Here is a 13,642-nt window from a genome sequence, read left to right on the forward strand (position 1 = left end):
CCAAAATCTCAGTTCTTTCTCTTAAACAATAGCTGCGCCAAATGGCATCAACGCCAGTTTTGCAAATTTAAACTGCTGAAGGCCAAATGGTATTCCCACAATCGTGATACAAAGTAAAATTCCGATTAATGCGGATTCCAATGCCAGCGGAATGCCTGATACAATCAGCCATACGATATTCAGCAGCAGGGAAACAGCCCCGCCTCCATATACAACTTCTTTTCCAAAGGGGAAAAAGCTGAGCCCCGCAAACTTAAAGCACTGCATTCCTACCGGTATACCAACTATTGTAATGCACCAGAGACATCCGGTCAACAGCCAGCTCAGGCCGCTCAAACAACCGCCAAAAATAAACCATAACAAATTTCCTAAACAGCCCATCTCATTACCTCCTCATCTCTATTCATTCTGCATCCGTTCCAATGCTTCCAATATATGCTTCACCTGATAACAGGCGTCCTCCACCTGGGCAGACGCATCCTGGATTTTACTTTGAACCATCCAATCGGCGATCAGCCCATCGAAAAAATAATCCGCAAATGTGAGAAAACTGCCGATTTCGATTCCTATATTCTCGCCTACCGAAACATCGCTCAATTCCCGTTTAAATTTTCTCAAATCTTCCCTGGCCCGTTCCATACACGCCGCCGCTTCATTGATTTTAGAATGTTTCATCATGGTGGAAAAGAATCCTCCACCAATCATATCCCAAATACCCCAGTTTCTTGCGCTGGAAAGATACCTTCCGGCCTCTTCCAAACTTGCAAGAGCGATTTGTCCTGCCATGACTGCCTCTCTGATTTCAATTTCATCTCTGTTCATACAAATTCTCCTTTCCGCCTCTTGGGCAATTAAGCCTGTGGCAGCAGATTTTGTTTTGGAACTTTCCGTATCATAGAATCCCGATACTAAAAAAGACCCTTATCATGACATCACTGCCACAATAAAAGTCTTGCGCTTCTCATTTGATACGGATAAGAAAGTTACATGATTCCCTTCCTATCGGCTGACGGTTTCAAACCCACCTTTCGGTGTTTGGCTACTCCCTTTTATTTGCTTATTTATATTTTAAGATATTTTTGTTTTCCTGTCAAAGACCTTTTCCTTACAAATAACTTAATTCGTATCAGTTCAGCCTTCCGATGCCTGTGGCGGCTCCGGCAGTTTCCATGGCCTTTCCAGTTCCGGTTTCGGGCATAAGCACTTCTAAACGTGCAGGATTTTCCTAAAAACCAAGGGAAATGCCCAAACTCACTGACGCTCAAACAGGTGGACATTTCCCTTGAACGAAAAATTCTGCGCGTTAAGAATTGCTAATACCCTGCAAAGTCACAGGAAAGGCCATGGAAACTGCCGGAACCGCCACAGGCATCGGAAGGCTGAACTAATAACTTAATCTAATTAAAATCACTCATTTTATTCCACACATTAGGACATCAAACGGAATAGACTTTACTATAAGAACGAATAAGAGGTATATATTATGGATTTTGATCCAAATTCACCGGAAACCACCCGGTATACAGCTGTCGATGAGCCTTTAGATCCTGATTTTTCAGTCGATTATACCCCTGATATAGATCCTGATTTTTCAGTGAGTCCGCCTTATTTTCCAATTATGCCGGATACAGGAACATCTTATCCGCCGGTGATATCATTTTTTCCAAAACCCGTTATCCCCTGCCTGTACTGCAACGCCATACCAAATGCCGCAGCCTCTGTGCGGTTTTTAAATGCTTCCGTTGGATATAATGCATTTTCCATCTATGTCAATAACCAATTGCTCACAAATGATTTAAACGATGGAGAGATCACCCAGTACAGCCAGTTCACTCCCGGCTATATAACCATTACGGTTATGGGAAATAACGGCTATATATACATCCAAAAATCCATGTCGGCCGTGGCCGGTATGACAACCTTTGCTATCGTCAATACGGCCTCAGGCCTGGATCTGGTTTCCATCACCGATTCTCCGTGCACTACACCTAACTTTACCGCCTGTTTCCGTGTCTGCAATCTGGCATTTTACACAGGGCCGGTCAATGTGGTGATGAACAACCTGACCTTTACAAACGTTAAGTTTGCAGAACCGGCTTCCTTCAGCAAAGTACGCCCCGGCAGCTATCCGGTCTCCGTTTATCAAAGCCGCAGACCGGAACTTGCGCTTGTAACAACCTATGTAAATCTGAATGTAAACAGAATCTATACGCTTTATGTCCTCAACTGGAATACCAGCGCCGATACGGTGCGCACGCTTCTTGTGGAAGACAGAGGCTGATTCATCGATCCGCTAAATGCCGCCGGTTTTCTTTATGACTGGCGGCATTTATCTAAAAAGCGAAGGGATTCCGTTAAACTGGCGATAAAGGAACTATTGGTTGGCTTTTCCATGTTCACTCCTCTTAAAATACAATAGTAAAGCTCCTTATTCCCCCTCTCCCATATCACGTCAATGCAGTGTCTGATCGCCCGTTCCACACTGGCTACCGTGGTGTGATATTCCCTGGCAATATCGGGATACACCATCTTTGTCACATGATACAATACGGTAGGATCCCAATAGCCCATTTCAATTGCTCTCTTCAAATACGAATATCCGCAGAGATTGGGTGACAAGCCTAAATTATTTAAAAGAATCATAATTTTCGCTGTCAGCTGATTATCCTCATCTAAAAAAATACGTTCTTTCAGCAGCGTATACCAGCACGGCGTCATACTGCCATTCGGAATAAACTCTGCTTTTTTCTCTTTGCAGCTCATCAGCGTAACTTCCAACCGGTACTCATTTGTTAGAATTAATTGAAATGCCTGATAATCCATGTTATACTCCTCGTTATAAATTGTTACATTTTTCGTTTATCTTTATATTATTATATATTTTTGTAACCATTAAAACAAGAAAGCTATGTTACGTAAACTTTCCAAATTTGGAACGGAGAGATCAAATGAATTATCAGAAACTAAAAAAAATCATGAATTCTCGCGATTATACCTATGAGGATCTGTCACATTTGAGCAACATTCCCATGAGCACTCTGACTAAAATCGGAAGCGGAATTACGACCAATCCCGGTTACGATACCATGCTTGCCATCGCCGAAGCGCTAAATTGTTCTTTGGATGAATTTTCCGACCGGAAGCCGCTGGTACCCTATGATTTAGAAGAGTATGTCCATCGGTTCAACCAGCTTCCATCCTGTCACCAGGAATACATAAAATATGTAATCAATACAGAATATGACCGGCAGCTCTATCTTTCCTCAAAGGATAAAATTTCCCTGCAGTGTTTTGAATTTACAAACATTGTGGATGGACTGGCCGATTACGAAAGCCGAAAGATTGGTCCGGTGACAATAGACCGTAATTATCTCTCAGAAGCATGCACCTTCTGTGTCCTTCTGAAAACCAATGTACTGAGCCCTAAGTTTTTCAAAAATTCCCTGTTGGGTTTTCACTATGATGACGCCTGCTATCCGAAACAGGGAGAGATCTGGATTATCCGCCTTACTAACGGTTATCTTTATATAGGCAGATACTATAAAAGCAAAGATATCATTCTGCTAAAGGCCTTAAACGGCACTATCGAGGATATAAATCTGTCCAATCATTTAAGATATAAGAGAATTGGTAAATTTCTTGGCCTTTTAAGGGCGCCTTCCTAAACTATACTTTTATATACCTTTTTTCGTACTTAATAAACATCTTAATTGTTTTTAACAGCTGAAGCAGCCTTGAGGTATGTGATTACAAATATCCAATATGCTTTACTTATGGAATCCATGGCGGCAGAAAGACTTATGCTCCAAAACCCACGCTGGAATTATTCAGGACAAGGTTCCAGACATGGTCTTTCGTATGGAAATCCAAACGGATCTCGTGCTGTTCCCTGGCATTACTGATGACACACCAAAAAGACAGGACTCCGCTCCAGTTTCCTTCATCCTTGCACCGGCAGTCGCATATCTTATAAACCGGCGCATCATCTTCTAATTTCAGCCGCAGCCATAAGGGTCTTACCCGGCCGTCTAAATTAAAAGTTGCTATGACATGTACGCGTCTTACCATAAAATATCGCCTCTTTATCTTTCGAACGTATGTTCGATTAATAATTTTATCATACAACTTTTCATGCGGTTTGTAAATAGGAAAATTATGGAGTAAACAAAAAATGATAACTGTTCAGCCGGAGCCGGCACAGGCATCGGAAGGCTGAACGCTTACAAAATATGCACATGGAAAAAGATGGGACGGCGTTCCTTTACCAGTCTCATCTTTTTTTCCATGCGCACATTTTCCCGGCCTGGTTAAAAACAATATTTTCATACCGGCCTTCAACATTTACATCGATCTTCAAGGCATTTTCAGAAATGCCTTCACGCTTTACTTTAAATTCCGGTTTCTTCCAAAATCACATCTTTCAGTTTTTTCCCCAGCCGCTCATGGCTGTCCCTATCCAGATGCATATAGTCGATCTGGTTCATCTTCACCACTTCGGCCGCATCATAAAACCAACATCCCAGCAGCCTGGCGCAGTCTTTGAATTCTGCGGCCAGTCCGGCCGACCGCTCGCTGCACCGTCCCATCTCGCCTCCCACCGGGGATGTTTCACAGGCTTTTTCAATGGGCCCGGGCGCTGCAATCAGAATTTGAGGTTTGCTTCTCCAGGCCGGTGTCTGCTGTGCTTTTATTATAAGTCTCTTTAAACCGGCCGCTATGTTTTTCGGGGTTAGGCCAAACCGTTCCTTGCAGTCATTGGTTCCCAGCATGATGATCAGTAGGTCCACAGGGGAATGGGTCATCAGGCAGGGGTACAGGTAACTGAGGCCGTTCAGCCCTTCATTTAAAGGGTCTTCAAATACGGTTGTTCTTCCGCACAGGCCTTCCTCGATGACCGTATATCCCTGGCCCAGTTCCCGTTTCAGCACTCCGGGCCAGCGGATCTCATCGTCAAAACGGCCGCCGCTTTCCGCATCGTATCCCCAGGTATTTGAATCTCCAAAACATACAATTCTTGTATTCATCGGCTATGTATTCCTATTCAAGAACTTCTCTGTTTTTCAGGTTATAAGGTACTTTTCCGGCAAAAAAGTCGGCTATGCATTCGGCTATGATCACCTGGGAACGGTGTTCGGATTCTAAGGAAGCGGCTCCCATATGGGAAGTGATGAATACATTGTCCATTCCGAGCAGCGGATTATCCTTTTCCGGCGGTTCCTTTTCCAGGACGTCCAGACCGGCTCCCTGTATCTTTTTCTGCTGTAATGCTTCGATTAATGCTTGTTCGTCCACAACGCCGCCGCGGCAGGTATTGATCAGATAGGCGGTCGGTTTCATCAGGTCAAACATCTCGCGGTTAACCATTTTGCTGGTCTCCTCGTTAAACGGAACGTGAAGGCTGATGATATCGCTTCTCTTAAATAACTCTTCTTTACAGTCTACCGGTGTTACATTGAATTTTTCAAAGTCTTCCTTGGGAACAAATGCATCATATGCGATAATATTTACCTGGAAGCCCGACATCATGCGGACAAGCTGGCGGCTGATGTTGCCAAAGCCCAGCAGTCCCACTGTTTTTCCATCCAGTTCTGTTCCTGTTATGGTGGAGGGCCAGATGCCTTTTTTACAGCCTCCCACGCAGGTTGTGAAACGCCGTCCTGCATTTAAGATATGCAGTAAAGCGGTTTCAGCTACTGCTGCCGAGTTGGCTCCCGGCACATTTCCTACGGGAATGCCGGCTCTTGTGGCGGCCGGAATGTCGATGTTATCCGTGCCGGCGCCGTATCTGACAATATATTTAACTTTATTCTTAACTGCCTGAAGCGTTCTGTCGTTCCATGGTTCCCAGGTGCTGATTACCGCATCCGCTTTCAAGCCCATTTCGATGGTCTTTTCTTCGTCTCCGGGAGCAATCGGCTGTTTGATGAAATTCCATCCGTTGATTTTACACTGCTCATCCAGGTAGGTGACATCTACCTTTTCACTGTCTAAGTTTAACCATACTGTTTTCTGCATCTCAATTCTCCTATATTCCACAGAATAATGCTTCTGTTTTTGAATCAATATTCCCGTCCTCTGAACAGTTACGCTATTTTACAGTTTCCTGTACGTCGGCGATTTTCTTTGCCGCATCTTTTACTGCGTCTTCCGGTGACAGTGTGTTAGTGGCCACTTTGTTCATCATTTCCGCAACCGGGAAGGTGAAATAGTGTTTTGCCGCAACTGCACGGCCTTTCAGGCTTTCAACCGGATATCCATAATAGCCGCTGGCATTTTCCGCGTAGTTCACTACCTGAGCGTTTACGCCCTCTGCCCAGATTCCCTGTCCTTTCAAATCTTCGAATAGCGGAGCGAATACTGGAGCGGTGATTTCCACATATTTGTCATACCAGGTTTTGTCCATCATATATTTGATCAGTTCTGTGGCTTCGTCCACATTTTTGCAGGTATTCATGATAGAAAATCCTGTTACGAATCCCAATGTCACGTTATTATCGCTTCCGCCGGGAAGAGATACCACTTCTGTATTTTCCAGGAGCTCTTTGTTGGCTTCGTCGGATTTTAACGCGTTATACAGAGTCGGCGCATTGAATACAATTGCTGATTCCTGCATCAGATAGGTGCTGTTGTTTCCGCCCGGGTCCCAGGTGGTCGCTGCCTGCGGAATCACGCCGCCGTCATATAAATCTTTGTATTTCTGCAGAAGTTCGATTGTTTTTGGGTTGTCCACAGTCACATTTCCGTCTTTATCGAACAGATAGGTACCTTCATTCCACATGATGTTGCGGAATATGTTCTCCCCGTCCTCATCGGTAGGGCCGCATCCAACGCCTAATCCGTAGAATCCGTTGTCGGGATCGGATATCTGTGTGGCAACATCGAAAAGTTCATCCCAGGTTTCAGGGATCTTGGTGATTCCTTTTTCCTCCAGCTTTTCTTTTCTGATAAACATCATACAGGAGGAACTGGTGAACGGAACAAAATAGTGTTTTTCATCAATCTTGGTTCCTTCATAGATGGATGGGAAATAGGCTCTGCTGTCGTTTACTTCTTTTACGATTCCCGACACATCCGTATAAGGAATATTGGGATAATAGTTCAGCACTTTTGTAACGGCCGATGTGGTGATATCGGGAACATTGTTTCCTGCTTCGATTGCAGCGTTTAATTTTGTCATAAAATCGGTTGCGGCGATGAATTCATAATCCACATCGATACCTTTTTCCTGGGAAAATTCCTTAATTCTCTCCTCCATGGCTGTGTTGGCGTCATCGCTGAACACCTTTTCCACCCATATGGTCAGCTTTTTGCTCTCGCCCTTGGCCTCTTTTGCAGGTTCTCCTGCTGTTTTGCCTCCGCATCCTGCCATTGACAGAACCATAACCGCAGCAAGACCTGCTGCCAATACTTTTTTCATCATACTTTCTTCTCCTTTCATATTTGCATTACCCCTTAACACCGCCCGCAGTCTGGCCTCCCACTAAAGAACTGGAAGCCAGAATATAGATAACCAGAATCGGGACGCATGCGGTGATGGCTCCTGCCATCAGCTGTCCCCATGGATACATGTCTCCAAAAATCAAACCTGATATGACCAGCGGAAATGTCTGCATGGATGTTTTTGTAACATTGACCAGCGCATACAGATATTCGCCCCAGCACATCGCAAAAGCAAAAATTGTGGTGGATATAATTCCCGGCAGCGACAGCGGAAATATAATCCGGTACATGATCTGAAACTTGTTGCATCCGTCCATAACCGCCGCTTCTTCAATATCATATGGTATGGATGCGATATGAGGAATCAGAATCCACGCCACATAAGGCAGTGTGAACGTGGGATATATCAGAATAAGGCCCAGAATATTATCGGTAAAACCCACTTTCGAAACGAAAATATATAATGGGATGTACAGCACGGATGTGGGCAGCAAATAGGTAAATAAGATGGCTTTGGAAAATATCTTCTTTCCCGCAAATTTGACCCTTGCCAGCGTATAAGCGGCCGGATAGGCAACTAAGATTGAAAATGCGGAAACGACTGCGGCCACGATCAGGCTGTTTTTAACCCCGTTTAAAAATGCGGTTTTGGTGAATAAAACCTGGTAAGATTCCATTGTAAATGAATGAGGAAGCAGGGTGGGAACTTTGCTGTAGATCTCCGCCTGGCTCTTAAAGGAGGTATTGAACATCCAGTAGATCGGCGCCAGCGCAAAGACCAGGCAGACAACTATAAAAAGCCGGCTTAATATCATAACTCTTTTTTTCGTCTTCATTTTTCTCCTCCTGTCTTAATTGTCGTCGTTTCCCAGCATCTTACGGGAAAGCAGATTGATTAACAGGATCAGAACCGGCATTGCCAGTATGGATACGGCAATTCCCTTTCCTAACTGCATGCTCTTCATTGCGGTTTTATAGCTGAATACGTTCATGACCTGGGTGGAACCGTTTGGTCCGCCTCCTGTGAGAAGCCATACCGACTCAAATTCGTTGATGGTCCAGATCGTAGACATCAAAGTGGAAAGCAGCAGCACATCCTTAATTTCAGGCAATGTGATATACCGGAATTTCTGCCAGAGGGTTGCCCCGTCAATGGCGGCCGCCTCATAATAATCGTTTGGAATTGTCTGAAGCTTTGCCAGCACTGAGATTCCGAAAAACGGAGTCCCTCTCCATACATTCGCTACAATGATTGTGGCCATAGCCAGGCCGGCGGAACCAAACCAAACTAAATCTTTATCGATCAGATGTACAGATTTTAACAGATAATTGGCGATTCCTCCTGTGGCTGAAAAGATCCATCTCCAGTTCAAAACAGCCACAATATTGGGAAGCGTCCACGGAATCAGCAGCAGTGCTCTTACAAGATTCCTCCCTCTGAATTCCACATTCAATGCCAGCGCCATCAATACTCCGAAAAACGCTTTTCCTGTGATGGAAAATACCGTAAATTTCACTGTATTTAAAATGGACAATCTGTATTCAGGGTTCTTCAGCAGGCTGATGTAATTGCTGAGTCCGTTAAATTCGGCGCTTCCTCCAATGGTTTTATTCGTAAAGCTTAAAGATACGCCCCATATCATAGGGCCAACCAGCACACATAACAGATAGATGATCAGCGGGGCATTTACCATGTATGCGAACTTTGTGTTTCTTCTGTCAATCTTAGATGTCAATTTATTTTCCCCCTTTCATTCTCCTTATGTGCATGTTCATCCCCTCAGCAAAATCTCTTCCTGGCGTCTTCAATCATGGCGGCCGCTTCTTTTACAATCGGATAATCCGATTCAATCAGTGACGGCAGCGGCTCTCTCACGCCTCCGATATCCAGACCTTCATTGATGCGCAGGATTTCTTTAATGGCTGCGTATAAATTGCCGTGACAGGTACACATTTTATAGATCACGTCGTTAATTGCATATTGAAGTTTACATGCTTCATCCATCTCATGATTTTCTATGAGCGAATTCAGCTTCAGGAACAGTTCCGGCATCACGCCGTAGGTTCCTCCGATTCCGGACTGGGCGCCGATCACACGTCCGCTGACAAACTGCTCATCCGGACCGTTGAAGATCACATAATCATCGCCTGCCGCAGCCTTGAACATCTGAATGTCCTGAACCGGCATGGAGGAGTTCTTAACGCCGATCACATTGGGATTTTTTCTCATCTCTGCAAATAAGGACTGGGTCAGGGCAACTCCTGCCAGCTGAGGGATGTTGTAAATGACAAAATCTGTTTCCGGAGCCGCCGCGCTCATATCGTTCCAGTATTTTGCGATGGCGTATTCCGGGAGGTGGAAATAGATGGGCGGAATCGCGGCAATCGCGTCTACCTTCAGTGACTGTGCATGTTTTGCCAGTTCCACGCTGTCCTTCGTGTTATTGCAGGCCACGTGAGCGATTACGGTAAGTCTGCCCTTTGCGGCTTCCATTACATTTTCCAGCACGATCTTCCGGTCTTCCACGCTCTGATAAATGCATTCTCCGGAAGATCCGTTTACATATACGCCCTTTACTCCTTTTTTAATGTGAAATTCCGTAAGCGCCCGCACTCTTTCCGGGCTTACATTCCCATTCTCATCATAGCAGGCATAAAACGCCGGAAAAATTCCCTTGTATTTCTCTAAATTTCTCATTTTACTCTCCCTTTCCTTCATCATTATATATTTAATTCAGCAGTTTCTTTTAATCCGCCGCTAAATCCCTTCCAAAGCTTCTGCAAATGACCTGGTTATCAGCTGGGGCCTGGTAATAATGGAACCCACCACCACGCTGAACGCCCCCAGTTCAATCACCCTTCTGGCTTTTTGAGGCGTATTGATATTTCCTTCCGCAATAACGGGGTGTTTTACCTGTGATAAAATGCTGCGGATGATCTCAAAATCATTTTCCTCTACTTTCAGATCCCGGCTCTGATCCGTGTATCCCACGAGCGTCGTTCCGATAAAGTCAAACCCCAGTTCGTCTGCATGAACCGCCTCTTCCACGGTAGAACAGTCGGCCATCAAAGGCTGGTCCGGATATTTTTCCCGTATCGCCGCATAAAACCGGTCTGTGTTAAGTCCCCCGGGACGCTGGTTTACGGTTGCATCCAGCGCGATGATCTCCGGCCCTACTTTCATCAATGCGTCAATCTCTTTCATCGTGGGTGTTATGTATATTTTGCTGTCCGCATAGTCCTTTTTAATGATGCCGATGACGGGAAGATCCACTTGACTCCGAATCTCTGCAATGTCCTCAATGGTATTTGCACGGATTCCCATCGCTCCTCCCTGTTTCGCCGCAACGGCCATTCTTCCCATAATAAATGAGGAATGAAGCGGCTCATCCGGTAACGCCTGACAAGAAACAATTAATTTCCCCTTTAATTGTTCTATCCTATTATCCATCTCGCTATCCTCCTTCAGTGATTAAGCTTAGTATATCACTTGTGATTCTATTTTCAATACATATGGAGCATTTAAAAAGTACTTTCAGTCATTTTCATATTTTATCCATTACGCAGCCCACACGCGTCAGTTTATTGTGCATTTTGTACATTTTATACGATGTTTCTTTCGTTTTTTATCAATTATCTACACTATTTTCACCTAATGCATTCATCGTATATTCATGCAGCGTTTCCCGGTGAAGTTTATCCGTCTGAAGGAAATGCGCATAGAAAATATCCACCATCACCAGAATCGGGAACTGGGGCGAGATGGCCTTTCCATTATCCAGATGCTCTTTTACAGCCATCAAAAGGATTTCATCACAAAAAGTCTGGTATACTTTTTCTTTATGGGAAGTCATCAATATGGTCGTAGCCCCCATCCCTTTGGCAGCTCTCAGAGAATCCATAACTTCCGGTGTTTTTCCGCTGACGCTGATTCCGATCACCGCACAGCTTTCATCCAAAAGAACGGAGTTCATCTTCATCACATGGCTGTCCGTAATCGCCTCTATATTGACGCCGATCCGCATAAGCCTTAATTTCATCTCCATTCCGGCCAGCCCGGAACTTCCCCTGCCGTAAACATAGACCCGCTTTTTACTGGAAATGATATCGGTAATTCTGCCCATCTGTGCCTCGTCCACCAGCGCATAGCTTTTATTCAGCAGTTCCTGGTACGTGTTCAGCACCTGTTTCGTGAAATCATCGGTTACCGGCGCTTCTCCCAGCAGATTCTGTTCATAGCGGAACAAAAATTCCCGGTATCCCTTAAAACCGCATTTCTTTGCAAACCGGGAAAGGGACGCCTCGGAAACAAACAGGAGCTGGGAGATATTTTTTGATGAAAAGTCCATTTTCTTTGTGTTGTGAATAAAGAAATCGGCGATTGTCCTCTCTAACACGGTGAACGTATCATATACTGATTCTATCAGGGGAATAATTGTTTTTTCGTAGTGTTCCATTCTGTTATCTCTCTCCTTTTCTTGATTTATAATGATAAAATGCGCCCAGCATTCCGGCCAGGTTCTGATTTTCTGCAAAAGCCAGCTTTGTCTTGGAAGCCACAGACGGGATCAGGTGGCGGTCCAGGCTGCTGCGTATCCGGTCATACAGATAATCCTTCTGCGCCATGATGCCGCCTCCCAAAACCACGATCTCAGGGTTCAGCACATAGCAGATATTGGCAATTCCAAGGCCCAGAACATCCGCCATTTCATCGATGGCACGGATGCAGTCCTCATCCTTTTGGGCCGCCATCTCAAATATCTTTTTTCCGTTTATCTCATCTTCACCGCAGCCCTTTCTCTCCGCCACTTTTTTCACCAGAACACTGGCCGCTCCCAGCTTCTGAAACTCCCGGCCGCCTATGTTCATATAGCCCACTTCACAGGCGCTGTTGGAAAAGCCGTGGAAAACCTTATTATCTATGACAATCGCGCCTCCGATTCCCGTTCCTATGGTGAGGCAGAGACTGATCCTGCATCCTTTCGACGCTCCTGCGTAGTTTTCCGCCAAACCGGCGCAGTTCACATCATTTTCCACCTCGCAGGGAAGGCGGAATCTGTCTTCTATGATCTTTTTTATGCCGGTTCCTGTATAGTTGGGGATCAGGGGAGCGGAATAGGTGATCTCTCCTTTTTCACAGTCCACCATGCCGGCCGTGGAGATACAGATTCCCTCTGCCTGGCTGTCTTTCAGATATTCTTCAATTATGGACGTCACCTTCTCCATAATGGCCGGGCCTCCCAGCCATGCTTGTGTTTCGCGCTCGCCGGTGGCAATAAAACTTCCGTCCTCTCTGATCCGCCCGTGTTTAATTGAAGTTCCTCCAATATCAATGCAAATGTATTCTTTCATATGGTCCCCCTCGCTTTATCATTAACAATAATTTCAGTATATTCTTGCATGAAATTATTTTCAAGTTTTTTAAAATTCCTGCATTTTCTTTCAGGACGATCGTTATTTTGTATATTTTTCTTGGGGATTTTTGATGGAAAACTGAAGATCTATGATGTGTGAAGAAAGTACTTTCAGATTTGTTTTCTTTTATTGGAGGAGGGGGATTCTGGATGCGTTCGCAAAAATAATACAATTGACTAAATTGGTTAAGCAGAGACTAATCACTGCAATCAAGTCACTGATGGTGAGAAAAGCGGCAGCATCATTCACGATACCACCGCTTTTACTTTAATACTCAAGAGATACGAAAAATCCGAACCCGCTTGAAACCGGATTCGGATTATCATTATATAGTGCGGATAACAGGAGTTGAACCTGCACGTCTTGGACACTAGATCCTAAGTCTAGCGCGTCTGCCAATTCCGCCATATCCGCTGATGAGACATCGGGGATTCGAACCCCGGACAACTTGATTAAAAGTCAAGTGCTCTACCGACTGAGCTAATATCCCAAACTGTTATTCTCTTCCGGCACTTGTTCTCCGGAAATCTGGGCAAGCCCAGTTTATCCAATTACTGCATCTCTTCCGGTATCTGTTCTCCGGATAAACTGGGCTAGTTGGATTCGAACCAACGTAATGCAGGAGTCAAAGTCCTGTGCCTTACCGCTTGGCGATAGCCCATTGTTAAAAAAAAATTCCCGGAAAGGGAATTAAAAGGGTGGATAAAGGGATTCGAACCCTTGGCCTCCAGAGCCACAATCTGGCGCGCTAACCAACTGCGCTATACCCACCATATACATCGTATTA

General features: G+C 44.9%; 16 protein-coding genes and 4 tRNA genes. 2 read left to right on the top strand and 18 right to left on the bottom strand.

The window, feature by feature from the left end; translation table 11 throughout:
* Positions 1-21: 21 nt before the first annotated feature.
* Entirely contained in the window at positions 22-381 is a 360-nt protein-coding gene (locus tag C0033_RS07730) for a YccF domain-containing protein (protein ID WP_103227300.1), read from the bottom strand.
* Between the two features lie 18 nt (positions 382-399).
* The gene (locus C0033_RS07735; RefSeq protein WP_103227301.1) at positions 400-822 is read right to left on the bottom strand and encodes a hypothetical protein; all 423 of its coding nucleotides are present in this window, start codon (positions 820-822) and stop codon (positions 400-402) included.
* A gap of 661 nt (positions 823-1,483) precedes the next feature.
* Between C0033_RS07735 and C0033_RS07740 the strand changes: the two genes are divergently transcribed.
* Positions 1,484-2,281: a DUF4397 domain-containing protein gene (locus tag C0033_RS07740; RefSeq protein WP_242984440.1), complete on the top strand. Its 798-nt coding sequence runs from the start codon at positions 1,484-1,486 to the stop codon at positions 2,279-2,281.
* Between the two features lie 32 nt (positions 2,282-2,313).
* Here the strand turns inward: C0033_RS07740 and C0033_RS07745 are convergent, their stop codons facing one another.
* Complete coding sequence (locus C0033_RS07745) at positions 2,314-2,823, bottom strand: sporulation initiation factor Spo0A C-terminal domain-containing protein (RefSeq protein WP_242984441.1); 510 nt, start codon at positions 2,821-2,823, stop codon at positions 2,314-2,316.
* Positions 2,824-2,948: 125 nt separating this feature from the next.
* Here C0033_RS07745 and C0033_RS07750 point away from each other — a divergent pair, with 125 nt between their 5' ends.
* Entirely contained in the window at positions 2,949-3,665 is a 717-nt protein-coding gene (locus C0033_RS07750) for an XRE family transcriptional regulator (RefSeq protein WP_103227303.1), read from the top strand.
* Positions 3,666-3,798: 133 nt separating this feature from the next.
* Here C0033_RS07750 and C0033_RS07755 read toward each other — a convergent pair whose 3' ends face one another.
* The 15 genes from C0033_RS07755 to C0033_RS07825 form a co-directional block, all read right to left on the bottom strand.
* Positions 3,799-4,068: a hypothetical protein gene (locus C0033_RS07755; protein WP_103227304.1), complete on the bottom strand. Its 270-nt coding sequence runs from the start codon at positions 4,066-4,068 to the stop codon at positions 3,799-3,801.
* A gap of 114 nt (positions 4,069-4,182) precedes the next feature.
* Positions 4,183-4,326, bottom strand: coding sequence for a hypothetical protein (locus C0033_RS26940; RefSeq protein WP_180994620.1), 144 nt, complete (start codon positions 4,324-4,326; stop codon positions 4,183-4,185).
* 62 nt (positions 4,327-4,388) lie between these two features.
* A complete protein-coding gene (locus C0033_RS07760) occupies positions 4,389-5,024 on the bottom strand; it encodes an SGNH/GDSL hydrolase family protein (RefSeq protein ID WP_103227305.1) in 636 nt (211 codons plus the stop codon).
* 13 nt (positions 5,025-5,037) lie between these two features.
* Entirely contained in the window at positions 5,038-6,015 is a 978-nt protein-coding gene (locus C0033_RS07765) for a phosphoglycerate dehydrogenase (RefSeq protein ID WP_103227306.1), read from the bottom strand.
* Positions 6,016-6,088: 73 nt separating this feature from the next.
* Positions 6,089-7,420, bottom strand: coding sequence for a sugar ABC transporter substrate-binding protein (locus tag C0033_RS07770; protein WP_242984443.1), 1,332 nt, complete (start codon positions 7,418-7,420; stop codon positions 6,089-6,091).
* 25 nt (positions 7,421-7,445) lie between these two features.
* Complete coding sequence (locus tag C0033_RS07775; RefSeq protein WP_103227307.1) at positions 7,446-8,276, bottom strand: carbohydrate ABC transporter permease; 831 nt, start codon at positions 8,274-8,276, stop codon at positions 7,446-7,448.
* Positions 8,277-8,291: 15 nt separating this feature from the next.
* Complete coding sequence (locus C0033_RS07780; protein ID WP_242984444.1) at positions 8,292-9,176, bottom strand: sugar ABC transporter permease; 885 nt, start codon at positions 9,174-9,176, stop codon at positions 8,292-8,294.
* Between the two features lie 44 nt (positions 9,177-9,220).
* Positions 9,221-10,138 carry a dihydrodipicolinate synthase family protein gene (locus C0033_RS07785; protein WP_103227308.1) on the bottom strand — a complete coding sequence of 306 codons (918 nt, stop codon included), beginning with the start codon at positions 10,136-10,138 and terminating at the stop codon, positions 9,221-9,223.
* Positions 10,139-10,198: 60 nt separating this feature from the next.
* Positions 10,199-10,891, bottom strand: a complete 693-nt coding sequence (locus tag C0033_RS07790) for an N-acetylmannosamine-6-phosphate 2-epimerase (RefSeq protein ID WP_103227309.1) — start codon at positions 10,889-10,891, stop codon at positions 10,199-10,201.
* Between the two features lie 178 nt (positions 10,892-11,069).
* On the bottom strand, positions 11,070-11,897 hold the full coding sequence (locus tag C0033_RS07795; RefSeq protein WP_103227310.1) for a MurR/RpiR family transcriptional regulator: 828 nt from the start codon (positions 11,895-11,897) through the stop codon (positions 11,070-11,072).
* 4 nt (positions 11,898-11,901) lie between these two features.
* Positions 11,902-12,792 (bottom strand): ROK family protein, encoded by an 891-nt coding sequence (locus C0033_RS07800; protein ID WP_103227311.1) that lies wholly within the window; start codon positions 12,790-12,792, stop codon positions 11,902-11,904.
* Positions 12,793-13,188: 396 nt separating this feature from the next.
* Positions 13,189-13,269: transfer RNA gene (locus tag C0033_RS07810), tRNA-Leu, on the bottom strand.
* A 3-nt stretch (positions 13,270-13,272) separates the two neighbouring features.
* Positions 13,273-13,345 (bottom strand) — tRNA-Lys (locus C0033_RS07815).
* Positions 13,346-13,443: 98 nt separating this feature from the next.
* Positions 13,444-13,516, bottom strand: a tRNA-Gln gene (locus C0033_RS07820).
* Positions 13,517-13,552: 36 nt separating this feature from the next.
* Positions 13,553-13,626, bottom strand: a tRNA-His gene (locus C0033_RS07825).
* Positions 13,627-13,642 lie beyond the last annotated feature (16 nt).

The organism is Clostridium sp. chh4-2 (assembly GCF_002899675.1).
Classification (GTDB): domain Bacteria; phylum Bacillota; class Clostridia; order Lachnospirales; family Lachnospiraceae; genus CHH4-2.

What these genes read in the sequence shown, in the direction of transcription:
- C0033_RS26940 (WP_180994620.1), bottom strand. Translation starts at nt 4,326, where the DNA reads ATGAAAATATTGTTTTTAACCAGGCCGGGAAAATGTGCGCATGGAAAA.
- C0033_RS07790 (WP_103227309.1), bottom strand. Translation starts at nt 10,891, where the DNA reads ATGGATAATAGGATAGAACAATTAAAGGGGAAATTAATTGTTTCTTGT.
- C0033_RS07735 (WP_103227301.1), bottom strand. Translation starts at nt 822, where the DNA reads ATGAACAGAGATGAAATTGAAATCAGAGAGGCAGTCATGGCAGGACAA.
- C0033_RS07730 (WP_103227300.1), bottom strand. Translation starts at nt 381, where the DNA reads ATGGGCTGTTTAGGAAATTTGTTATGGTTTATTTTTGGCGGTTGTTTG.
- C0033_RS07765 (WP_103227306.1), bottom strand. Translation starts at nt 6,015, where the DNA reads ATGCAGAAAACAGTATGGTTAAACTTAGACAGTGAAAAGGTAGATGTC.
- C0033_RS07775 (WP_103227307.1), bottom strand. Translation starts at nt 8,276, where the DNA reads ATGAAGACGAAAAAAAGAGTTATGATATTAAGCCGGCTTTTTATAGTT.
- C0033_RS07760 (WP_103227305.1), bottom strand. Translation starts at nt 5,024, where the DNA reads ATGAATACAAGAATTGTATGTTTTGGAGATTCAAATACCTGGGGATAC.
- C0033_RS07770 (WP_242984443.1), bottom strand. Translation starts at nt 7,420, where the DNA reads ATGATGAAAAAAGTATTGGCAGCAGGTCTTGCTGCGGTTATGGTTCTG.
- C0033_RS07740 (WP_242984440.1), top strand. Translation starts at nt 1,484, where the DNA reads ATGGATTTTGATCCAAATTCACCGGAAACCACCCGGTATACAGCTGTC.
- C0033_RS07755 (WP_103227304.1), bottom strand. Translation starts at nt 4,068, where the DNA reads ATGGTAAGACGCGTACATGTCATAGCAACTTTTAATTTAGACGGCCGG.
- C0033_RS07745 (WP_242984441.1), bottom strand. Translation starts at nt 2,823, where the DNA reads ATGGATTATCAGGCATTTCAATTAATTCTAACAAATGAGTACCGGTTG.
- C0033_RS07795 (WP_103227310.1), bottom strand. Translation starts at nt 11,897, where the DNA reads ATGGAACACTACGAAAAAACAATTATTCCCCTGATAGAATCAGTATAT.
- C0033_RS07750 (WP_103227303.1), top strand. Translation starts at nt 2,949, where the DNA reads ATGAATTATCAGAAACTAAAAAAAATCATGAATTCTCGCGATTATACC.
- C0033_RS07800 (WP_103227311.1), bottom strand. Translation starts at nt 12,792, where the DNA reads ATGAAAGAATACATTTGCATTGATATTGGAGGAACTTCAATTAAACAC.
- C0033_RS07785 (WP_103227308.1), bottom strand. Translation starts at nt 10,138, where the DNA reads ATGAGAAATTTAGAGAAATACAAGGGAATTTTTCCGGCGTTTTATGCC.